Origin of the sequence: Ciceribacter thiooxidans (assembly GCF_014126615.1) — a bacterium.
In the GTDB taxonomy this organism is placed as follows: domain Bacteria; phylum Pseudomonadota; class Alphaproteobacteria; order Rhizobiales; family Rhizobiaceae; genus Allorhizobium; species Allorhizobium thiooxidans.
The window spans coordinates 1,910,988-1,931,124 of record NZ_CP059896.1; the positions used below are offsets into that span (position 1 = coordinate 1,910,988).

A 20,137-nucleotide genomic window follows, 5' to 3' on the forward strand; every position below is an offset into this window, starting at 1 on the left:
CCCCTGTCCTAGTGCAATCGGGGGAAAGTGTCACTATCAGCATACCCCAAAACGGTACGCCTGGCACGACTGGCCGGTTTCCTCACGAAATCGTGGCTCGACGTTTCTTTTCACACGACTGAAACTCTGGTCCAATTTCCTGCGTATACTCTTCAGGAACGCAACAGCTACGAGAGAGCAGAGCCATGTCATCCTATCGTCCGCCCAGGATCGCCGCGAGCGAGATCACCCCGCCGGCGCTCTACATGAGCCGCCGGGCGCTGATGGCGACGGCGGGTGCAGGACTTGCGCTCGCCGCCCTGCCGAAATCGCTGCGCGCCGCGCCTTTGGCGGCAAAGCCCAGCGACTACAAGGTCGACGAGACGGTCACCTCGAAGGAGGACGCGACCAGCTATAACAATTTTTACGAATTCGGCACCGACAAGACCGATCCGATCCGCTATTCCGACGATTTCAAGCCGCAGCCATGGCGGGTGGAAGTGGGCGGGCTGGTCGCCAAGCCCACCGTCTTCGGCATAGACGACATCATGAAGGACTTTCCGATGGAGGAGCGCGTCTACCGGATGCGCTGCGTCGAGGCCTGGTCGATGGTGATCCCGTGGATCGGTTTTCCGCTTTCGGCCCTGCTCGACAGGGTTGAGCCGCTCGGCAGCGCCAAATACGTCGCCTTCGAGACGGTCGTTCGGCCCGACGAGATGCCCGGCCAGCGCGGGCTCTTCCAGCCGCTCCGCTGGCCCTATGTCGAGGGCCTGAGGCTGGACGAGGCACGCCATCCGCTGGCGATCCTCGCGACCGGCCTTTACGGCGAGACGCTGCCGAACCAGAACGGCGCGCCGCTCCGCCTCGTCGTGCCGTGGAAATACGGCTTCAAGGGCATCAAATCGATCGTCCGGATCACGCTCACCGAGAAGGAACCGCCCTCCACCTGGAACCTCTCGGCACCGCACGAATACGGCTTCTACGCCAACGTCAATCCGGCGGTCGACCACCCCCGGTGGAGCCAGGCGACGGAACGACGGATCGGTGAAGGCGGCGGCCTTTTCGGCGGTGCCCGGCGCGAAACCCTGCCCTTCAACGGCTATGCGGACGAGGTCGCCGGCCTCTACGCCGGCATGGATCTCGCGAAGTATTATTGATGCCTGCCCTCCCTGCCCGCTACCGACCGCTTTCCGTCTGGGCGCTCTATGCGATCGGCCTCACGCCCGGCCTCTGGACGTTCTACCTTGGGGTTACGGCCGATCTGGGCGCCGATCCGGTCAGGACCTTCGAGCACTTCCTCGGTCTCTGGGCCCTGCGCTTCCTGTGTCTGACCCTACTCGTCACGCCGGTTCGCGATCTATTCGGCATTAACCTAATTAGCTACCGGCGAGCATTGGGGCTGCTTGCCTTCTGGTACGTGCTTGCGCACTTCACCGTCTACCTGACCCTCGATCGCGGGATGATCCTGACCTCGATCGCCGGCGATCTTGCCAAGCGGCCTTACATCATGCTCGGCATGGCGGGGCTCGTGATGCTGATCCCGCTGGCGCTCACCTCCAACCGCTGGTCGATCCGCAGGCTCGGGCCGCGTTGGACCACGCTGCACCGGCTCGTCTACGTCATCGCCGCCGCCGGCGCGCTTCATTATGCACTGTCACTGAAGTCCATCACTGCCGAGCCGGCCTTCTATATCGCGGCAGTCGGCATTCTTCTCGGCTATCGGCTCGTGCGGCCGACGCTGATGAGCCGGAAGCGTCAGCGCAAGGCACAATTCTCAGCGAGAGCCTAAGGTCGCCGGCCGGGCGCACGGTCGGTCGAGACGCTTCAAGGTCTCGACGGGCGTCTCGCCGTAGTGCGTTCGATACATCCCGGAGAAGCGCCCGAGATGGAAGAAGCCCCACCGCATGGCGATCTCTGAAACGCCGCCCGGTGACGATCTGGTGTCGAGCAGTTCGCGGCGGGCGCCGTCGAGCCGCGCCAGACGCAGCCACAGCGACGGCGGCATGCCGACGGCATCGAGAAAGGCGGAACGCAGGCGTTCGAGCGGCACGCCGAGATGACAGGCAAGCGACGGTAGCGTGACCGGTTCGCCCGGATCATCCGCAATGTGCCGCTCCACCCGCCGGAACAGGTCGAGCGAGGCGCGCCGGCTGGTGAGCCGCTTGCTGTGCTCGTCGAAGGCGGCCCAGAAGTCCAGAAAACGTTCGGCAAGCAGGTCCGGCAGAACCCGTTCGAGATCGGCGGACGGCCGTCCCTCCAGGGCTCCGAAGCCGAGCAGGCAGGAGAGCCAGTCGCCGAGTGCCTCGTCGGCCGGCGAACGGGTCCGCGAGCGGACGGACGAACCTCCGGTCGAAAGCCCTATCGCCTCGACCGGCAGCGTAAGGCTGATGAGGTCGCTCTCCTCGCCCACGACGGTCATCAACTCCGTTTCGCCCTGACGCAGCGCAACCATCGTGCCCATCTCGTGATGACCGTTGACGCGCCAGCCACCCTGCGCCGTGATCGGGAAGATAAAGGAGAGCTTTCCGGCCGGGCTTCTGGTCTCCTGCGCAACCGACGGAGCGATACGCTCGCGGCTGATCACCGCATCGCCGACCGCCATCAGTTCGAAGGAGGCGCCATAGGTCCCGCGGCTCACCTGCCGATAGCTCTGCACCCACTCGCCGTCGCAGGCGTCGTGTTCACTCGCATCCCGGAGAGACTGTCGCTCGTAGAACATCGTCCAACCATCGCCTTGCGATCCGGGTTTGCCCGGAAAACAGGCAGAAATCATCACACGAAGCGGATAGCCAGTCCACCCGTAGATGCCCTACCCCTTATGGATCGATAAAAAAGGGGAACTTCCGACATGCAGAAACGAGTTCTTTCGGCCGTGATCCTGGCCGCTCTCGCGATACCCGCACTCGCCCGGGCGGACGACGACAAATGGCTGACACCGACCATGGTCGACGCCCGTGCGGCGATGATGACGCCCGAGCTTTCCTTCCTCACCTTCCAGCACATCGACTCTATCTTTGCGACGAGACCGGTGCAGGCTGGCGACAGCGTCTGGGCGCTGCCCTCCGAACCGCGCGCTATCGGGGAGAAATTCGCGCTCGGCGATCAGTCCCTGCCGCTCGAAGACTTCCTCGAGAAGACCGCGACCAACGGGCTTTTGGTGATCCGCGACGGCAAGATCGTGAACGAGATCTACCGCAACGGCCTCAACGAAAAGGGGCACCACATCTCCTTTTCCATGGCGAAGTCGATGCTGGCGACGATGATCGGCATCGCCGTCTCCGAGGGCAAGATCAAGAGCATCGACGACAAGGTCGTCGACTACCTGCCCGACTGGAAGAGCTCGGCTTACGCCAACGTCTTGATCCGCGATCTCCTGATGATGCGCTCGGGCGTTGCCTGGCTGGAAGTGTATGAATTCGGCAGCGAGACGCAGCTGACCGAAGTGCACAACAATTCACTCGTCGCCTACAAGTACCGCTGGTGCGACTATGCGAAGGACCGCGCCAAGACCGAGCACAAGCCGGGAGAGGTCTTCAACTATTCGACGCTCGACACGTCCGTTCTCGGCTGCGTCCTCGAAAAGGCGACCGGCATGAAAGGCGCGGACTATCTGAGCGAGAAGATCTGGAAGCCAGCCGGCATGGAATCGGACGCCTTCTACATGCTCGACGGTCCGGACTCCGTCGGCCGCGAGTTCTTCGGCGCCGGCATGAATGCGGCGCTGCGCGACTACGGCCGCTTCGGCCTGATGATGCTCGATGACGGCAAGGCGAATGGCCGGCAGGTCATCCCGGCAGACTGGGTGAAACAGTCGACGGTGCCGGATGCGACAACGGAGCCCGCGAGCAAGGATGACTGGCTCGGCTATGCCTATCAGTGGTGGACGGTGCCGGGTTCGGACGCCTACGCCGCAATCGGCCTCTTCAACCAGTTCATCTATATCGATCCGCCGAGCAGGACAGTGATCGTCAAGCTCGATTCGCCGGCCGATCCGCTCGGCTTCGAGAAGGAGAACATCGCCTTCTTCGAGCAGATCGTCAAAAACCTCGCGAACTGAGGTGCAACTCAGCAGGGCCGGTCGTTCCGGCCCTGCGATGCGCATTCAGCCGGTCAACCAGGCCGGTGGTGCATCCGGGCTGCGGCCGAGGACAGCCGCCTCGACGCATCCTGCAAGGCCGGCAAAGCGCACCTCCTTGCCGCTCAACCCCGGACCGTAATGGGCGTATTTGCCGGAATTGGTGAGAATCAGGCGCGCCGCCGGCGGTACGATCGGCGGCATCACCGTGCACCAGCAGGCATCGCGAACGAACGTGACGCCGAAAGCTTCCAGCTCGGCGGCAATGCCATTGTCGGCGATCCTTTCGTAAGTGGAACGGCTTGCCGTAACGGTAAGTGCCACGCCGGGATGTTTTCTCCGCCCACGGCAGAGTTCGGCGAGACGCCGGCATTCCTCAGCCGAAAAGTGCGGATTGCCGAGCGCGACCAGGTCGACCGGCTCGCCGGCCACCGGATTGAAGCTCCGCCAGACCGCCAGCAGGTCCGCGTGCGACACGGTGAGCACGGGCAGCGTTGCGCCGCCCGTGGCGGCCTGAAGCGCCGGCGCCTCGGGCGTCACCCCGACGATGTGGAACATCGGCGCGGCGGAGGTCGTGGCGAAAGCTGCGCCGAAGGCCTTCAGGTCGTCGCTGCTCGGCGCGGCCGTTTCCAGTCCCGTCAGGACCGGTATGGTGTTCGGCGCGAGCAGACCGACCTGATAGCCGAGCAGCGGCCAGAAACTGTCGTCGCAGCCGGCCATTGATTCGACGTCGACGATCAGCCGGGCCTTGCGGTTCTGGTCGATATGGCAGCCGGCATAAGGCGCGCGTCCGGTGAGCGCGATACAGATGTCGAGAAAGTCCGGATACTTCATCGTGCGTGCGCCGAGCACGCTGTTGGCATAGACGACGGCATTGGATTCCGCCCAGGCGATGTCCTCGCCACGATGCGGAGCGTCGTTAAGCTGGTAGGGTGCGCAGGTGAAGGTCGGGGCCGCTCCCATACGGACATAGGCGTCGGCAAGAGCGCTTGCGGCCTGCGAGCGCGCGGGATCCGTTCCCTGCTCGCGCCAGCGCGCCTGATCCACCGAGATCGCATTGAGCGAGGTCGGAACGACGACGCGACCGCCCCAACCGGCAAGTTTCTCGGCGAAATCGAGGCTCGCAGGACCGGTATAGATACAGCCGTCGACATGGACCTGCGCCACATTGATCAGGCGCTCCGCCCCTTCGAGCCGCGCCATTCGGGTGACGATCCGCATCGCAAGGCTGGTTGCGCGGGGAACGGACGCTGAAAGCAGATCGCGATCTTTTTCGGTAAGTGCCAATCGGTCGACGGATGTGGCGAGTTCGCCGCCGCGCACCGGTGTGGCGTCTGGCTCGAACACAGAACCGCTCCCGACACACAGGCTCTTCCGTCCCTCGAGACGGACGAAATCCTGCGGATCGAGCACGGCTATCGGAAGAGAACGGCCATAGACCTCTTCGGCGACGATCACGCCGAGGGTGAGGATGTCCTCGCGTTGCGAGAACACCATGGCAGCGGGCGCCAGTCCGTTGACGATCAGTTGCAGCAGCACCGCACTGCCCGTGCAGGACCCACGACCGCCCGGCATTGCCGGCACGGCACCGGCGAGGCAAAGCCCGTGAAGTGGATGGGCATGGTCGATGACGACGCCGGTCTCCGGATCGACCCCGCCCCAGAAGCTCAAGGCAGTCTCAGAGAAAAGAAGCGGCCCTTCCGCCCTGCCCTCGACCAGCATCGCCGCGGGCGCCGCGAACGCCTTACCTTTCTCGTCCATGGTGGCCTCCCCTGGTGTCGTCATTCTCCACCTCATAGCACTCAGGCAAGACGCGGCAAGGAACCAACCATCCGGCCAATGTCGGCCGCCATCAACACGCTGCAAGCGATCGGCAAAAAAGATTCATCACCCATGTCGATTTCTGCAACACTCGTTCGTCATGGTGTCGGGCATGCCGAGGCGGCCTTGGTTCAACAGAGGAGAAGAACGATGCGTGTAATGGTCATGGTCAAGGCGACGACAGACAGCGAAGCAGGCGTCATGCCGTCCACCGAACTGCTCGAAGCGATGGGGAAGTACAACGAGGAGCTGGTCAATGCCGGCATCATGCTGACCGGCGAAGGGCTGAAACCCTCCTCCAAGGGCAAGCGTGTCGCGTTCGACGGTCCGGGCCGCCGTGTGATCGACGGCCCCTTCGCCGAGACCCGCGAACTGGTTGCCGGCTACTGGATCTGGGAGGTCAAGGACATGGACGAGGCGGTCGAATGGGTCAAGCGCTGCCCGAATCCGATGCCGGGACCGAGCGAGATCGAAATCCGTCCGGTCTATACGATGGAGGACTTCGCCGAATCGCTGACCCCGGAAGTGCGCGACCTGCACGAGCGGACCGAGGAACGGCTCGCCGGGCGTGAAGCCGGCAAATCTTGAGCCACCAGCGAAAGGAAAATGTCATGGAAAAGATGATCTTCGTGAACCTGCCGGTGCGGGACCTGACAGCGGCGACCTCGTTCTACGAGGCGTTGGGCGGCACGCGCAATCCCGGCTTCTCCGATGAGCAGACGAGTTGCATGATCTTTTCAGGCGCCATCGGCGTGATGCTGTTGACGCACGAAAGGTACGCTACCTTCACCAGCCGTCCAATCGGTGATGCGCGAACCGAGAGCCAGACGCTCATCGCCCTCAGCGTCGAAACGCGCGACGAGGTCGACCAGATCGTCGAGAAGGCCGCCCACGCCGGCGGCAAGGCCGATCCGAACCCAATGCAGGACCACGGCTTCATGTACAGCCGCTCGGTGGAGGACCCCGACGGCTATGTCTGGGAGATCCTGTGGATGGATCAGGCGGCCGCGGCGGGAGGACCTCCCGGCGAATGACGCCCAAGCTGCGTTGACTGGGCTGCGGGAGCCTCCATAATCCGTTCATGGAGGCTTCCGACACACATCGCGTGGCAGAGACCGTCTTTCGCATCGAGCGCGCCCGGCTGATCGCCGGTCTCAACCGCATGGTACGCGATGTCGGCTTCGCCGAAGATCTGGCCCAGGAGGCGCTGGTCACGGCGCTTTCCGAATGGCCGAAAACGGGCGTGCCGCAGAACCCGGCCGGGTGGCTGATGGCGACCGCCAAACGGCGCGCCATCGACATCTTCCGCCGCCGCCGGATGCAGGCACAGAAGCACACCGAAATCGGTCATGATCTGTCGCTCGAGCGGGATACCACGATCGAGGAGGTCGAGGCCGCCATGGATGATGATATCGGCGACGAACGCCTGAGCCTGATCTTCACCGCCTGCCATTCGCTGCTCTCCGTCGACGCCCGGGTGGCGCTGACGCTCAGGCTGATCGTCGGGTTGACGACGGAGGAAATCGCCCGTGCCTTTCTCGTCGGCGAAGCAACGATCGCCCAGCGAATCGTGCGGGCGAAGAAAACCCTCGCCGGGTCTGGTCTCACCTACGAGGTGCCGCGCGGTGAGGACCGCGACCGGCGTCTCACTGCTGTACTCGAGGTCATCTACCTTATCTTCAACGAAGGATATGCGGCGAGCGCCGGCGACGACGCCATGCGGCCGCAGCTCTGCGCCGAGGCGATGCGGCTCTGCCGCATCCTCTCGGGCCTTGTACCCGACGAACCGGAGGTTCATGGCCTCTTGGCGCTGATGGAGCTGCACGCCTCGCGGTTTCCGGCCCGCACAGGCGCCGATGGCGCGCCGGTCATGATCACCGAACAGAACCGCGCCCGCTGGGACCGTCTTCTCATCCAGCACGGGCTGGCCGCACTCGGCCGGGCCGAACGGCTTGGTGGGGCGGACGGCCCCTATGCGCTGCAGGCGGCGATCGTGGCCTGCCATGCCCGGGCGCCGCGGGCCGAGGCCACCGGCTGGCGACAGATCGCTGCGCTCTACGACCGGTTGAGCCGCGTCATGCCCTCGCCGGTCGTCGATCTCAACCGCGCCATTGCTCACTCCATGGCCTTCGGGCCGGAGACGGGCCTCGAACTGCTGGCGCCACTGGAAGCCGAGCCGGCGCTGCAAGGCTATGCCGGAATGCCGGCGGCACGCGGCGACTTCCTGCTGCGCGCCGGGCGACGGGCGGAAGCGAAGGCGGCCTTCGAAAAGGCCGCGCGCCTCGCCGGCAATGCCGCCGAGAGACGATTCCTGACCGCCCGCGCAGCGGCCTGTGGCGGCGGCTGACGCAATGCTCTCTTACGCGGGGATATAGATTCGCTCCCGGACATGCTTCAGCGAAGCGACGATGGTGAAGGTCATGATGACGAGCAGCGTCCATGAACTCCATTTGCCGAGATGCACCGTGGACCACGCACCGATCTGGTTCGGATAGTGCCAGACCGCGAAGAAGGTCGAGATGTTCTCGGCGAGCCAGATGAAGAAGCCGATCAGGATGAAAGCGAGGATCAACGGCATTTTCCGGTCTCGGTCGAACGGGCGAAACACGACGGTCGCACGCGCATAAAGTCCGATCGCGAGTGCGGCAATGTACCAGCGGTAGTCGCCGATATAATGATGGGTGAAGAAGTTAGCATAGATGGCGACCGCCACCAGCGTCGCCATCCAGTAGGGTGGGTGGTGCTGAACCCGGACGTCGAGCAGGCGCCACGCCTGGATGACGTAACTGCCGACGGCGGCATACATGAAACCGGAAAAGAGCGGTACGCCGAACAGCTTGGTATAGGCGAAATCAGGATACGCCCAGGACTGGATCGCACTTGAAGTCTTGAAGACCTCGAGAACAAAACCAATCACATGGAAGAGGCAGATGGCCTTCAATTCATCCAGCGTCTCGAGCCGCGTCCATATCATCCAGGCCTGGATGCCGAGCGCGATGACGAGAAGCAGGTCATAGCGTGGAATGTCGAGGAGGCCGGCGCGCGGCGTCACGAAGATCGAGACGAAGAACAGTCCGGCAAAGAAGCAGGCGCGGGCTTCCTTGATACCGAAGAGCAGGAATTCCACCGCGAAGCGCCTGACCCCGTTGAGTTCGGGAGCCGGTGCGAGCTCCATCAGCCGGCGGTCGAAGCTCTGCGGAAGGGCTGTGGGGCGGGCCTGTAACGTCGTCATCGAATCTCCCATCCGTCAGGGTGTTGCCTTATCGGCGTGCCCAACTAGAAAGACCGAATGGGAAAAATCAAGGCATGCACGCAATTACGAGTGAAGAGACTGGCTGTCGCCGGGATAGTGATCGTGGCCGGACTTGTGCTGCGGCTCACCGGCTACGAGGCAGGCTTGCCCTACCCGCTCGTCAAGTACGGCGGCTCGGGGCTGTGGGGTATGATGGTCTTCTGGCTGGTTGCCGCACTGCTTCCCGACCGGTCCGTTCGCCGCGTTGCTGTTCTCGCCGGCGTCGTCGCCGTAGCGGTCGAGCTCATCCGTCTCTATCACACGCCCTGGCTCGATGCCTTCAGGCTCACGCTTGCCGGTGCCCTTCTCCTTGGCCGGATTTTCTCCGTCTACAACATTCTCGCCTATCTGGCGGGAATAGCGGCCGCCGCCCTCATCGATCAGCGGCTTCTCCTCCGCGAGGCCGCGGCGGACTAGAACGCAAGAAGGCCGGAGGTTTCCCTCCGGCCTTTTCAATCCTTCCCTTACGGGCAAGAAACTTACGCTGCTTCAGCTTCGGCTTCAGCGGCGACGCGGGCCTTGTCAGCTGCGCCCTTGGCGTCGACATCGCGTTCAACGAACTCGATGACGGCCATTGCTGCGTTGTCGCCCTGGCGGAAACCGGCCTTCATGATGCGCAGGTAGCCGCCGTTACGGTTGGCGTAGCGGGTGGCGATCGCATCGAAGAGCTTGCGGACGGCGTCCTGGTCCTGGATCTGCGAGATGGCCTGACGACGAGCGTGCAGGTCGCCGCGCTTGCCGAGCGTAACGAGCTTCTCGACGATCGGGCGAATTTCCTTCGCCTTCGGGAGGGTCGTTACGATCTGCTCATGGGTGATGAGCGAAGCAGCCATGTTGGCGAACATCGCCTTGCGGTGGCTGGCGGTGCGGTTCAGCTTGCGGCCGGCTTTCTGGTGGCGCATTGCTATTCTCCTTTAAGTGCAGGCTCTGTCTCAGAGGCTGCCGTTTCCTGACACATACGGGCAGTCGCCCGCAGTTTGACTGGAAAAGGCAGAGATGAACCTGCCTTTTTTGTTTCTTAGTACTGGTCTTCGTAGCGCTTGGCGAGATCTTCGATGTTTTCCGGCGGCCAGGCGGGCACTTCCATACCGAGGTGCAGGCCCATGGAAGCCAGGACTTCCTTGATCTCGTTGAGCGACTTGCGACCGAAGTTCGGTGTGCGGAGCATTTCCGCTTCCGTCTTCTGGATCAGGTCGCCGATGTAGACGATGTTGTCGTTCTTCAGGCAGTTCGCCGAACGGACCGAAAGTTCGAGCTCGTCGACCTTCTTGAGCAGCGCCGGATTGAAGGCGAGCTCGGTGACGGCCTCTTCTTCGACTTCCTTCTGCGGCTCTTCGAAGTTGACGAACACGCCGAGCTGGTCCTGCAGGATGCGGGCAGCGAAAGCGACCGCGTCCTCACCTGTGACCGAGCCATCGGTTTCGATGGTCATGGTCAGCTTGTCATAGTCGAGAACCTGGCCCTCACGGGTGTTTTCGACCTTGTAGGACACCTTCTTGACCGGCGAGTAGAGGCTGTCGACCGGGATGAGGCCGATCGGAGCATCTTCCGCGCGGTTGCGCTCGGCCGGAACATAGCCCTTGCCGTTGTTGACCGTGAACTCCATGCGGATCTCGGCACCCTCGTCGAGCGTGCAGATCACGTGGTCGGGGTTCAGGATCTCGATGTCGCCGACCGTCTGGATGTCACCGGCGGTGACGACGCCCGGGCCCTGCTTGCGCACGACCATGCGCTTGGAATCGTCGCCATCCATCTTGATGGCGATTTCCTTGATGTTGAGCACGATGTCGGTCACGTCTTCCCGGACGCCCGGGATCGACGAGAACTCATGCAGCACGCCGTCGATCTGGACGGCAGTGACGGCGGCGCCGCGCAGCGACGACAAGAGAACGCGACGCAGCGCGTTACCGAGCGTCAGGCCGAAGCCGCGTTCCAGCGGCTCAGCAACCAGCGTTGCCTTCGTGCGACCGGACGAGGTGAACTCCACCTTGTTCGGCTTGATCAGTTCCTGCCAATTCTTCTGAATCATGTTTTTACCTTCCGTTCGTTGCCACCATCCAATCGTGGCAACCGAGCATTAGAAGCGTCGAGAAGGGCGCACCGGCGCCCGTCGACTGGATGAATAATGATCAGACGCGGCGCTTCTTGCGCGGACGGCAGCCGTTGTGCGGGATCGGCGTAACGTCGCGAATCGAAGTGATCATGAAACCGGCGGCCTGCAGAGCACGCAGCGCCGATTCGCGGCCGGAACCCGGACCGCAGACTTCGACTTCGAGCGACTTCATGCCGTGTTCCTGCGCCTTCTTGGCGCAGTCTTCCGCTGCGATCTGAGCAGCGAACGGGGTCGACTTGCGCGAACCCTTGAAGCCCTTGGCACCGGCCGACGACCAGGCAATCGCATTGCCCTGCGCGTCGGTGATGGTGATCATCGTGTTGTTGAAGGTCGAGTTGACGTGTGCAACGCCCGACGAGATATTCTTGCGCTCGCGACGGCGAACGCGGGTGGCTTCCTTGGCCATTTTATTACCTTTCTTGATCTCTTCGCCGCCGTAGTTCCAGCGGCTCCACCTTGAAGACAATAGGCAGTGGGCAGTAGGCTCTCCCTACCGCCTACTGCCCAAAGCCCGTTGCCTGCAAATTACTTCTTCTTACCGGCGATCGCCTTTGCCGGACCCTTGCGGGTACGGGCATTGGTGTGCGTGCGCTGACCGCGAACCGGGAGGCCGCGGCGATGACGCAGGCCGCGGTAGCAACCGAGGTCCATCAGACGCTTGATGTTCATCGCGGTTTCGCGACGAAGATCACCTTCGACCTGATAGTCGCGGTCGATCGCTTCGCGAATCGCCAGAACTTCAGCGTCCGTCAGCTGATGAACACGCTTTTCAGCCGGGATACCGACCTTCTCGACAATTTCCTGTGCGAACTTCGGGCCGATCCCATGAATGTAACGGAGCGCGATTACTACGCGCTTCGCGGTCGGGATGTTGACGCCAGCGATACGTGCCACGCCTATTCTCCTTGCGTTCCAGTTGCCATCCGGCAAGTGGTGTCTGGTTTACGCAGCCAAACAGGCCGCGCGTTCAAATTCGGGTCCTCAACATGTCAAAACGATCGAACCCGGTCCTCCGTGCGGAAGAACGCGCCGATCGCTTACATGTCGCGAGTTGGCGCGCTATTTAGCGGAATCAGTCGACAAAAGCAACTGTTCCGGTAAAGATTCTTGAAGCCTCGTCAGCCCTTCACGGTTGCGAGGATCGCCTCAATGTCCGCGGTGACGGCATCCATGTCCTTCATGCCATCCACGGATTGCAGCTTGCCCTTGGCATAGTAGTAGCCGATGAGCGGCGAGGTTTCCTTGTAGTAAGCCTCGAGCCGGGCCTTCATGGTCTCGGCATTGTCGTCCGGACGGCGCTTGAACTGCGTCGATCCGCAGGTGTCGCAGACACCCTCGACCGTCGGCTTCTTGTCGGTGTCGTGATAGACAGTCCCGCAATTGCCGCAGGAATAGCGGCCCGAAACGCGCCGGACCAGTTCCTTGTCGTCGACCCGGAGCTCGACGACCACGGAAAGATCCAGCCCCTTGTCCGCGAGCATCTTCTCCGTCGCATCCGCCTGTACGAGCGTGCGCGGAAAACCATCCAGAATGAAACCGTCGGCACAATCCGGCTGATCGATTCGCTCCGAGACGATGGCGATCACGATATCGTCCGAGACCAGCTTGCCCGCGTCCATGACGGCCTTGGCACGCTTGCCCACCTCGGTCTCCGCGGCGACCGCTGCACGCAGCATGTCACCGGTCGACAATTGCGGAATGCCGTGCTTCGCGACGATACGCTGGGCCTGGGTGCCTTTCCCCGCACCCGGCGGTCCCAAAAGGATAAGTCTCATCGTCCCCTCTTTCCTCCACGCAACTTCGACTTCTTGATCAGGCCCTCATACTGCTGGGCAATCAGGTGGCCCTGAATCTGTGCTACAGTATCGAGGGTGACGCTGACAACAATCAAAAGCGAAGTACCACCAAGGGATAATGGAACGCCGGTGCGGGCGACCAGGATCTCGGGGAGGATACAGACGAAGACGAGGTAGATCGCGCCGACCACGGTGACACGCGTCAGCACGTAGTCGATGTATTCGGCGGTACGCTCGCCCGGACGGATGCCGGGAATGAAGCCGCCATGCTTCTTCAGGTTGTCCGCGGTGTCCTTCGGGTTGAAGACGATCGCGGTATAGAAGAAGGCGAAAAAGGCAATGAGAGCGCCGTAGAGCACCATGTAGAGCGGCTGGCCATGGCCGAGCGCCGCGACGACGGTGGTCGCCCAGGAGGGCAGCGTCGAGGTGCCGGAGAAGCCCGCGGCAGTCGCCGGCAGAAGCAGCAGCGAGGACGCGAAGATCGCCGGGATGACGCCCGAGGTGTTGAGCTTCAGCGGCAGGTGCGAGGTGTCGCCCTGGAACATGCGGTTGCCAACCTGACGCTTCGGATACTGAATGAGCAGACGGCGCTGCGCACGCTCGACGAAGACGATCAGTCCGATGACGGCGATCGCGACCACGATGACCGTCAGGATGAGCGCCGTCGAAAGGGCACCCGTGCGGCCGAGTTCGAGGGTCCCGGCGACGGCGGACGGAAGGCCCGCGGCAATACCGGAGAAGATGATGAGCGAAATGCCGTTGCCGATGCCGCGCGAGGTGATCTGCTCGCCGAGCCACATCAGGAACATGGTGCCGCCGAGAAGCGTGACCACGGTCGAAAGGCGGAAGAACAGGCCGGGATCATTGACCAGGCCCTGCCCGCTCTCCAGCCCGACGGCGATGCCGTAGGCCTGCAAGGTGCCGAGGAGAACGGTGCCGTAGCGGGTGTACTGGTTGATGACCTTGCGGCCCTGCTCGCCTTCCTTCTTCAGGTTCTCGAGCGCCGGGACGACGGACGTCATCAACTGCACGATGATCGAGGCCGAGATATACGGCATGATCCCCAGGGCGAAGATCGCCATGCGCTGCACGGCGCCGCCGGAGAACATGTTGAAGAGGCCGAGAATACCGCCGGCCTGCCCCTTGAAGGCGGCCGCATAGGCTTCGGGATTGAGACCGGGCAGCGGGATATGCGTGCCGAGACGATAGACAAGAAGCGCGGCAAGAGTAAACCACAGCCGCTTCTTCAGATCTTCCGCCTTCGCAAAGGTCGAAAAATTGAGATTCGAGGCCAATTGTTCCGCTGCAGAAGCCATGAAATTCTCCGCGTAACCCGATCCGGAGCGCGCACTCCGGAGGTTATTCACCAAATCGTTTTCAGAAAACAGGGCGCGGCATGATTGCGGAGAAACCGCTCGCCTCACCTTGTTTTCCAGAATCTCCCGGAAGACGAAACAACGTCACCCCTTCTGAGGATCGTGAGGCTCACATATGGGAGCAAAATCGCCCGGTGTGAAGCACCCCGGGCGATCAAATCGTACTTATTCAGCGGCTTCCGCAGCTGCGATGAGCAGCTTGATCGAACCGCCGGCCTTCTCGATCTTTTCGATCGCGGCCTTGGAAGCGCCGGCAACCTCGAGGGTGACCTTTGCCTTCAGTTCGCCGTCGGAAAGAACGCGAACACCGTCCTTCGGGCGACGGATGACGCCGGCAGCCTTGAGGGCAGCAGCATCGATCGTTGCCTTCGGATCGAGCTTCTTGGCATCGATCGCGGTCTGGATGCGGCCGAGCGAAACGGTCACGAATTCAGATGCGAAGATGTTGTTGAAGCCGCGCTTCGGCAGACGACGGTAGATGGGCATCTGACCGCCTTCGAAGCCGTTGACGGCAACGCCCGAACGAGCCTTCTGACCCTTGACGCCGCGACCACCGGTCTTGCCCTTGCCGGAGCCGATACCGCGACCAACGCGGATACGGTCCTTGGAGGAGCCTTCGTTGTCCTTGATTTCATTCAGTTTCATGGTGACTTCCTCCGTCTCACTTCTCGTCGACGACGCGAACGAGATGCTGGACAGCACGGATCATGCCACGAACCGAAGGGGTATCCTCCAGTGTGCGGACCCGGTGCATCTTGTTGAGGCCCAGCCCGATGAGCGTCTTGCGCTGGACTTCCGGGCGGCGGATGGGCGAGCCGATCTGTTCGATCGTGATCGTCTTTGCTTCAGTCTTCTTCGTAGCCTTAGCCATGGTTCAGACTCCTCTTATTCTTCAGAGGCGTTGCCGGAAGCGGCACGGCGAGCCTGGAGCGTGGCATACTTGAGGCCGCGCTGAGCTGCGATGTCCTTCGGGTGCACCTGGTGCTTCAGGGCGTCGAACGTGGCGCGAACCATGTTGTACGGGTTCGACGAACCGGTCGACTTGGCGACGACGTCGTGCATGCCGAGCGTTTCGAAGACGGCGCGCATCGGACCACCGGCGATGATACCGGTACCAGCCTTGGCGGAGCGCAGCAGAACCTTGCCGGCGCCGTGGCGGCCGTTAACGTCGTGATGCAGCGTACGGCCGTCACGCAGCGGTACGAAGATCATGTCGCGCTTGGCGGCTTCGGTCGCCTTGCGGATTGCTTCCGGCACTTCGCGTGCCTTGCCATGGCCGAAACCGACCCGGCCCTTCTGGTCGCCAACGACGACGAGGGCTGCAAAGCCGAAACGACGGCCGCCCTTCACCACCTTGGCGACGCGATTGATGGCGACCAGCTTGTCTACGAACTCGCTGTCGCGCTCTTCACGGTTCGCACGATCATCGCGCGAACCACGCCTGTCCTGTGCCATTGTCCTGTTCCTTTTTCTTTTCCGGGTGCAATCGGCAGATTACGAAAAAATTTCGCCCTGCCCTTGCGGGTCATGGGACGAAATCGGGGAAACCGGCTAATGCCGGAAATCCGCCCGGACTGCAAGTCCGGGCGGAAACTCTCAAATCAGAATGCCAGACCACCTTCGCGGGCTGCATCGGCGAGAGCCTTGATGCGGCCGTGATAGATGAAGGCGCCGCGGTCGAAGACCACTTCCTTGACGCCGGCCTTGACGGCACGCTCGGCGACGAGCTTGCCGACGGCAGCTGCGGCTGCGACATCCGCGCCAGTCTTCAGCGACGAGCGAAGACCGGTGTCCAGGGTCGACGCGGCAGCCAGCGTACGGCCGGCGACATCGTCGATGATCTGGGCATAGATGTTCTTCGACGAGCGATGAACCGACAGACGCGGACGGCCATTGGCCACCGCCTTGATCTGACGCCGTACGCGATTGGCACGACGAACCAGTGCTTCTTTTCTGCTTGCCATTTCGCGCGTTCCTTACTTCTTCTTGCCTTCTTTGCGGACGATCCGCTCTTCGGCATACTTGACACCCTTGCCCTTGTAGGGCTCAGGGCCGCGGTATTCGCGGATCTCGGCAGCGACCTGACCGACCTGCTGCTTGCTGATGCCGGAAACCACGATTTCCGTCGGCTTCGGAACGGCGATCGAGATACCGACCGGCGGTTCGTAGACGACGTCATGGCTGAAGCCGAGCGCCAGCTGCAGGTTCTTGCCCTGCATGGCGGCGCGGTAGCCGACGCCGTTGATCTCGAGCTTGCGCTCGTAGCCGTCCTTCACACCTTTGAAGATGTTCTCGATCATCGTGCGGGACATGCCCCACTTCGAACGAGCATCCTTGGTGTCGTTGACCGGCTGGACGACAACGGCGTTGTCTTCCAGCTTAACGGAGATTTCGTCGTTAGCGACGAAGAACAGTTCGCCCTTCGGACCCTTGGCGGTGACCTTCTGGCCATCGACAGTGGCCGTGATCCCTGCAGGAACCTGAACGGGCTTTTTACCGATACGAGACATTTTTGAAATCCTGTCTGTTCGCTCTGGAGATCCCTGCCCTGTCTTAGAAGACCGAGCAGAGAACCTCGCCACCAACGTTCTGTTCGCGAGCCTGGTGATCGGCCATCACGCCCTTCGGAGTCGAAAGGATGGTGATGCCGAGGCCGTTCGCGACCTGCGGAATGGACTTAACCGAGACATAAACCCGGCGGCCCGGCTTGGAGACACGGCCGATCTCGCGGATGACCGAAGCACCTTCGTAGTACTTCAGTTCGATCGTGAGTTCGGACTTGCCGTTGTCGTAGTCGACCTGGCTGTAGCCGCGGATATAACCTTCGGCCTGCAGGACGTCGAGAACGCGGGCACGGAGCTTGGAGGCCGGGGTGGTTACCGACGCCTTGCGGCGAGCAGCACCGTTCCGGATGCGGGTGAGCATATCGCCCAACGGATCAGTCATCGTCATTTATCCGTCTCCTTACCAGCTCGACTTGACAATGCCCGGCACCTTGCCGAGGTTGCCCAGCTCGCGAAGCGCGATACGCGACATCTTGAGCTTACGGTAGAATGCGCGCGGACGACCGGTCACTTCGCAACGGTTGCGAATGCGGGTCTTGGAGCCATCGCGCGGCAGTTCTGCCAGCTTCAGGGTTGCCTTGAACCGCTCTTCGATCGAGAGAGACTGGTTCATGATGGTTGCCTTGAGAGCGGCGCGCTTGGCGGCCTGCTGGGCAACGGTCTTGCGGCGGCGCTTGTTCTTTTCAACTGCGCTGGTCTTCGCCATATGGAAGTTCCTCTTCTACGCTCGTCGTTACGGTTACTGACGGAAGGGGAAGTTGAACTCTTTCAGAAGAGCCCGAGCTTCGTCGTCCGTGTTTGCCGTCGTGCAAACGATGATGTCCATGCCCCACATCTGATCAACCTTGTCGTAGTTGATCTCAGGGAACACAATGTGTTCCTTGATGCCCATGGCGAAGTTGCCACGGCCGTCAAAGCTCTTCGGGTTCAGGCCCCGGAAGTCGCGAACGCGCGGCAGCGCGATGTTGATCAGGCGGTCCAGGAATTCGTACATGCGGGCGCCACGAAGAGTAACCTTCGCGCCGATCGGCATGTTTTCACGAACCTTGAAGCCGGCGATCGAGTTGCGTGCCTTGGTGATGACCGGCTTCTGGCCGGCGATCGCCGCGAGGTCGGCGGCAGCAATGGTCGGCTTCTTGGAGTCGCCGGTAGCTTCGCCCACGCCCATGTTGATCACGATCTTGTCGATCTTCGGGATCTGCATTTCGTTGGCGTAGGAGAAAGCCTCCTGCATGCTCTTGCGGATCCGGGAAACATATTCCTTCTTGAGCCGCGGCTCGTACTTTGCCTCAGCCATCGATCACATCTCCCGAACGCTTGGCCACACGCACCTTCTTACCGTCGACCACCTTGAAACCGACGCGAGTCGGTTTGCCGTCCTTGTCCATGACGGCAAGGTTGGACAGATGCACGGAAGCTTCCTTGCTGATGATGCCGGCTTCCTGGCTCTGGGTCTGACGCTGATGGCGCTTGACGATATTGACACCACGAACGACCGCACGGTCTTCCTTCGGCATCACCTGAATGACTTCGCCGGAACGACCCTTGTCCTTACCGGTGAGTACGACGACCTTGTCGCCCTTACGAATCTTTTGCATCGCTTGTCGCTCCCTTACAGTACTTCCGGAGCCAGCGAGATGATCTTCATGTGGTTCTTGGCGCGAAGTTCGCGCGGAACCGGTCCGAAGATACGGGTGCCGATCGGCTCTTTCTTGTTGTCAATGAGGACGGCAGCGTTGGTGTCGAAGCGGATGACACTACCGTCTGCACGGCGGATATCCTTGGCGGTACGAACGACGACCGCCTTCATCACGTCACCCTTCTTCACGCGGCCGCGCGGGATCGCTTCCTTGATCGAAACGACAATGATGTCGCCGACCGAAGCGTACTTGCGCTTGGAACCGCCCAGCACCTTGATGCACATGACACGACGTGCGCCGGAATTATCCGCCACGTCGAGGTTAGTCTGCATCTGAATCATGTCAGGTCGCCTTCTTGTTGTACCGGAACGGTTGGGCGCAAAGCCCCCTATTCCGGCTCATGATAAATCTCGATTTTCGCGCGGGAGGATATTGTCAAGGCGGTTTCCCGTCGAGGGACCTTCCCTGCGCTCAAAGCAAAAGAACGCTCGCTTTCCGAGCGTTCTTGCGCCGATGTGGTGCTTCATACAGATTTTTGCGCAAGGTGCAATACCAAAGCGCAAATCTCCGTCGATCACGCGTGGGCGGCTACCACCGTCCAGCGCTTGTCCTTCGAAATCGGCGCACATTCCTCGATGGAAACGACATCACCGATCTTGTACTGATTGCTTTCGTCGTGAGCCTTGTACTTCTTCGAACGACGAACCGTCTTCTGGAGGAGCGGGTGAGCGAATCGACGCTCAACACGAACCACCACGGTCTTGTCGTTCTTGTCGCCGACGACGACGCCCTGCAGAATGCGTTTAGGCATATTATTCTGGTCCTTTAGGCCTTGGCTTCCGCCGCCTTCTGGCGGGCGATGGTTTTCACGCGTGCGATGTCCCGACGGACTTCCTGGATACGCGAAGACTTTTCAAGCTGGCCTGTCGCCTTCTGGAAGCGCAGGTTAAACTGCTCCTTCTTCAGCTTGGCAAGCTCATCATTCAACTGGTCGGCGCTCATGGCGCGAACATCTGCGGCTTTCATCGGCCTGATCCTCACTCTGCAATGCGCTGAACGAAGCGCGTCTTGACCGAGAGCTTGGCTGCGCCGAGACGCAGAGCCTCGCGGGCGATCTCTTCGGAAACGCCGTCGATCTCGAACATCATACGACCGGGCTTGACCTTGCAGGCCCAGTATTCGACGGAACCCTTGCCCTTACCCATACGGACTTCGGTCGGCTTCGCCGTGACCGGAACGTCGGGGAACACACGGATCCACACACGACCGGCGCGCTTCATGTGGCGCGTGATGGCGCGACGAGCCGCTTCGATCTCGCGAGCGTTGACGCGGTTCGGTTCCTGAGACTTCAGGCCGAATTCACCGAAAGCCAGATCGAAACCACCCTTGGCGACGCCCTTGATGCGACCCTTGAACTGCTTGCGGTACTTGGTACGCTTTGGCTGCAACATTTTCTTACTTCTCCGAGCTTATCTTTCGCC

At 61.8% G+C, this 20,137-nt stretch carries 29 protein-coding genes; 7 read left to right on the top strand and 22 right to left on the bottom strand.

What is annotated here, in order from left to right; genetic code table 11:
- The first annotated feature begins 185 nt into the window (after positions 1-185).
- Together msrP and msrQ are read left to right on the top strand one after the other, a co-directional pair.
- Positions 186-1,136: a protein-methionine-sulfoxide reductase catalytic subunit MsrP gene (gene msrP / locus H4I97_RS09120; protein WP_182304357.1), complete on the top strand. Its 951-nt coding sequence runs from the start codon at positions 186-188 to the stop codon at positions 1,134-1,136.
- Positions 1,136-1,768, top strand: a complete 633-nt coding sequence (gene msrQ, locus H4I97_RS09125; protein WP_182304358.1) for a protein-methionine-sulfoxide reductase heme-binding subunit MsrQ — start codon at positions 1,136-1,138, stop codon at positions 1,766-1,768. Before msrP ends, msrQ begins: the two co-directional genes overlap by 1 nt.
- Here msrQ and H4I97_RS09130 read toward each other — a convergent pair.
- Complete coding sequence (locus H4I97_RS09130) at positions 1,754-2,698, bottom strand: helix-turn-helix transcriptional regulator (protein ID WP_182304359.1); 945 nt, start codon at positions 2,696-2,698, stop codon at positions 1,754-1,756. The two genes, msrQ and H4I97_RS09130, sit on opposite strands and share 15 nt — an antisense overlap.
- A gap of 129 nt (positions 2,699-2,827) precedes the next feature.
- On the opposite strand from H4I97_RS09130, the gene H4I97_RS09135 reads away from it, so the two are divergent.
- Positions 2,828-4,036 carry a serine hydrolase domain-containing protein gene (locus H4I97_RS09135; RefSeq protein ID WP_182304360.1) on the top strand — a complete coding sequence of 403 codons (1,209 nt, stop codon included), beginning with the start codon at positions 2,828-2,830 and terminating at the stop codon, positions 4,034-4,036.
- Between the two features lie 45 nt (positions 4,037-4,081).
- On the opposite strand, the gene lhpI is transcribed toward H4I97_RS09135, so the two are convergent.
- Positions 4,082-5,815, bottom strand: a complete 1,734-nt coding sequence (lhpI, locus tag H4I97_RS09140; protein ID WP_182304361.1) for a cis-3-hydroxy-L-proline dehydratase — start codon at positions 5,813-5,815, stop codon at positions 4,082-4,084.
- Positions 5,816-6,025: 210 nt separating this feature from the next.
- Between lhpI and H4I97_RS09145 the strand changes: the two genes are divergently transcribed.
- The 3 genes from H4I97_RS09145 to H4I97_RS09155 are packed head-to-tail and all read left to right on the top strand — an operon-like array spanning position 6,026 to position 8,222.
- Positions 6,026-6,463: a YciI family protein gene (locus H4I97_RS09145; RefSeq protein ID WP_182307596.1), complete on the top strand. Its 438-nt coding sequence runs from the start codon at positions 6,026-6,028 to the stop codon at positions 6,461-6,463.
- A 23-nt stretch (positions 6,464-6,486) separates the two neighbouring features.
- Positions 6,487-6,909 (top strand): VOC family protein, encoded by a 423-nt coding sequence (locus H4I97_RS09150; RefSeq protein WP_182304362.1) that lies wholly within the window; start codon positions 6,487-6,489, stop codon positions 6,907-6,909.
- A 47-nt stretch (positions 6,910-6,956) separates the two neighbouring features.
- Positions 6,957-8,222, top strand: a complete 1,266-nt coding sequence (locus tag H4I97_RS09155; RefSeq protein WP_182304363.1) for an RNA polymerase sigma factor — start codon at positions 6,957-6,959, stop codon at positions 8,220-8,222.
- A gap of 12 nt (positions 8,223-8,234) precedes the next feature.
- Here the strand turns inward: H4I97_RS09155 and H4I97_RS09160 are convergent, their stop codons facing one another.
- Entirely contained in the window at positions 8,235-9,050 is an 816-nt protein-coding gene (locus H4I97_RS09160; protein WP_244658768.1) for a DUF817 domain-containing protein, read from the bottom strand.
- Between the two features lie 114 nt (positions 9,051-9,164).
- Between H4I97_RS09160 and H4I97_RS09165 the strand changes: the two genes are divergently transcribed.
- Entirely contained in the window at positions 9,165-9,584 is a 420-nt protein-coding gene (locus tag H4I97_RS09165) for a DUF2809 domain-containing protein (RefSeq protein WP_182304365.1), read from the top strand.
- Positions 9,585-9,646: 62 nt separating this feature from the next.
- On the opposite strand, the gene rplQ is transcribed toward H4I97_RS09165, so the two are convergent.
- From rplQ to rplP, 19 genes are all read right to left on the bottom strand, one after another.
- The gene (gene rplQ / locus H4I97_RS09170; protein WP_112684647.1) at positions 9,647-10,069 is read right to left on the bottom strand and encodes a 50S ribosomal protein L17; all 423 of its coding nucleotides are present in this window, start codon (positions 10,067-10,069) and stop codon (positions 9,647-9,649) included.
- Positions 10,070-10,185: 116 nt separating this feature from the next.
- Positions 10,186-11,196, bottom strand: a complete 1,011-nt coding sequence (locus H4I97_RS09175; protein WP_112684649.1) for a DNA-directed RNA polymerase subunit alpha — start codon at positions 11,194-11,196, stop codon at positions 10,186-10,188.
- A 100-nt stretch (positions 11,197-11,296) separates the two neighbouring features.
- On the bottom strand, positions 11,297-11,686 hold the full coding sequence (gene rpsK, locus H4I97_RS09180; protein WP_015915761.1) for a 30S ribosomal protein S11: 390 nt from the start codon (positions 11,684-11,686) through the stop codon (positions 11,297-11,299).
- Between the two features lie 119 nt (positions 11,687-11,805).
- Entirely contained in the window at positions 11,806-12,174 is a 369-nt protein-coding gene (gene rpsM / locus H4I97_RS09185) for a 30S ribosomal protein S13 (protein WP_182304366.1), read from the bottom strand.
- 224 nt (positions 12,175-12,398) lie between these two features.
- Positions 12,399-13,055, bottom strand: coding sequence for an adenylate kinase (locus tag H4I97_RS09190; RefSeq protein ID WP_182304367.1), 657 nt, complete (start codon positions 13,053-13,055; stop codon positions 12,399-12,401).
- On the bottom strand, positions 13,052-14,392 hold the full coding sequence (gene secY, locus H4I97_RS09195; RefSeq protein WP_182304368.1) for a preprotein translocase subunit SecY: 1,341 nt from the start codon (positions 14,390-14,392) through the stop codon (positions 13,052-13,054). The genes H4I97_RS09190 and secY overlap by 4 nt, the downstream gene beginning before the upstream one ends.
- Before the next feature lie 225 nt (positions 14,393-14,617).
- Entirely contained in the window at positions 14,618-15,097 is a 480-nt protein-coding gene (gene rplO, locus H4I97_RS09200) for a 50S ribosomal protein L15 (protein ID WP_182304369.1), read from the bottom strand.
- A 16-nt stretch (positions 15,098-15,113) separates the two neighbouring features.
- A complete protein-coding gene (gene rpmD / locus H4I97_RS09205; protein ID WP_113462293.1) occupies positions 15,114-15,323 on the bottom strand; it encodes a 50S ribosomal protein L30 in 210 nt (69 codons plus the stop codon).
- 14 nt (positions 15,324-15,337) lie between these two features.
- Positions 15,338-15,907 carry a 30S ribosomal protein S5 gene (gene rpsE / locus H4I97_RS09210; protein ID WP_182304370.1) on the bottom strand — a complete coding sequence of 190 codons (570 nt, stop codon included), beginning with the start codon at positions 15,905-15,907 and terminating at the stop codon, positions 15,338-15,340.
- 146 nt (positions 15,908-16,053) lie between these two features.
- On the bottom strand, positions 16,054-16,416 hold the full coding sequence (gene rplR / locus H4I97_RS09215) for a 50S ribosomal protein L18 (RefSeq protein WP_182304371.1): 363 nt from the start codon (positions 16,414-16,416) through the stop codon (positions 16,054-16,056).
- 12 nt (positions 16,417-16,428) lie between these two features.
- A complete protein-coding gene (gene rplF, locus H4I97_RS09220) occupies positions 16,429-16,962 on the bottom strand; it encodes a 50S ribosomal protein L6 (RefSeq protein ID WP_182304372.1) in 534 nt (177 codons plus the stop codon).
- A gap of 43 nt (positions 16,963-17,005) precedes the next feature.
- A complete protein-coding gene (gene rpsH, locus H4I97_RS09225; protein ID WP_129331153.1) occupies positions 17,006-17,404 on the bottom strand; it encodes a 30S ribosomal protein S8 in 399 nt (132 codons plus the stop codon).
- A 12-nt stretch (positions 17,405-17,416) separates the two neighbouring features.
- The gene (rpsN, locus tag H4I97_RS09230; RefSeq protein ID WP_182304373.1) at positions 17,417-17,722 is read right to left on the bottom strand and encodes a 30S ribosomal protein S14; all 306 of its coding nucleotides are present in this window, start codon (positions 17,720-17,722) and stop codon (positions 17,417-17,419) included.
- Positions 17,723-17,755: 33 nt separating this feature from the next.
- A complete protein-coding gene (rplE, locus tag H4I97_RS09235) occupies positions 17,756-18,313 on the bottom strand; it encodes a 50S ribosomal protein L5 (RefSeq protein WP_112684671.1) in 558 nt (185 codons plus the stop codon).
- The gene (rplX, locus tag H4I97_RS09240; RefSeq protein WP_129331156.1) at positions 18,306-18,614 is read right to left on the bottom strand and encodes a 50S ribosomal protein L24; all 309 of its coding nucleotides are present in this window, start codon (positions 18,612-18,614) and stop codon (positions 18,306-18,308) included. The genes rplE and rplX overlap by 8 nt, the downstream gene beginning before the upstream one ends.
- Positions 18,615-18,628: 14 nt before the next feature.
- Positions 18,629-18,997: a 50S ribosomal protein L14 gene (gene rplN / locus H4I97_RS09245; protein ID WP_182304374.1), complete on the bottom strand. Its 369-nt coding sequence runs from the start codon at positions 18,995-18,997 to the stop codon at positions 18,629-18,631.
- Between the two features lie 233 nt (positions 18,998-19,230).
- A complete protein-coding gene (gene rpsQ, locus H4I97_RS09250; protein WP_182304375.1) occupies positions 19,231-19,467 on the bottom strand; it encodes a 30S ribosomal protein S17 in 237 nt (78 codons plus the stop codon).
- 14 nt (positions 19,468-19,481) lie between these two features.
- Complete coding sequence (gene rpmC / locus H4I97_RS09255; protein WP_028735898.1) at positions 19,482-19,682, bottom strand: 50S ribosomal protein L29; 201 nt, start codon at positions 19,680-19,682, stop codon at positions 19,482-19,484.
- An 11-nt stretch (positions 19,683-19,693) separates the two neighbouring features.
- Complete coding sequence (gene rplP, locus H4I97_RS09260) at positions 19,694-20,107, bottom strand: 50S ribosomal protein L16 (RefSeq protein ID WP_129331158.1); 414 nt, start codon at positions 20,105-20,107, stop codon at positions 19,694-19,696.
- Positions 20,108-20,137: the final 30 nt, after the last annotated feature.